Below are 706 nucleotides of genomic sequence, written 5' to 3' on the forward strand. Positions count from 1 at the left end.
GATCTGTTGCATTGTTATCGTTCCATGTCTTTGTTCCTTCTACTTTTGTTTCGCCTACTTTTGTATTTGTGATGTCATAACCGTTTACTTTTGATTCATATCCTTCAACTGCTTGTTCTTTCACTTCATACTTGTATGCCTTTCCTTCTGCATCGTAAGCTTGGAGTTTTTCAAACGTGTACTTCCATTCTGTTGCCCCTGTTACTTCTTTTGTATCTACTACTTTACCGTTTTGTAGTAGGTCTACTTTAATCGAGCTTGGACGATCTGTTGCTTTATTATCGTTCCACGTTTTTGTTCCTTCTACTTTTGTTTCGCCTACTTTTGTATTTGTGATGTCAGTACCACTTACTTTGGATTCATATCCGGCTACTGGCTGTTCTTTCACTTCATACTTGTATGCCTTTCCTTCTGCATCATACGCTGCTAAATCTTTGAACTCGTATTTCCAGCCTGTTGCTTTACTTACTTCTTGCATCGCAATCACTGTACCATTTTGTAAAAGGTCTACCTTAATCATTTCCGGACGATCTTTCGCGTTATCGTCTTTCCATGTTTTCGTTCCTTCTACTTTTGTTTTGCCTACTTTTGTATTTGTGATGTCAGTACCATTTACCTTTGATTCATATCCTGGTACTGGCTGTTCCTTCACTTCGTACTTGTATGCTACTCCGTTTGCATCGTATGCTTGGAGTTTTTCAAACGT

The 706-nt window shown here is 38.5% G+C and carries 1 protein-coding gene; it reads right to left on the reverse strand.

Features of this window, described 5'->3' with window-relative positions:
- On the reverse strand, positions 1-706 hold a 706-nt coding region (locus tag MR083_RS26720), incomplete at both ends, for a Cna B-type domain-containing protein (protein ID WP_242270095.1).

Origin of the sequence: Bacillus cereus group sp. BfR-BA-01408 (assembly GCF_022663305.1) — a bacterium.
GTDB classification, from domain to species: Bacteria; Bacillota; Bacilli; order Bacillales; family Bacillaceae_G; genus Bacillus_A; species Bacillus_A pacificus.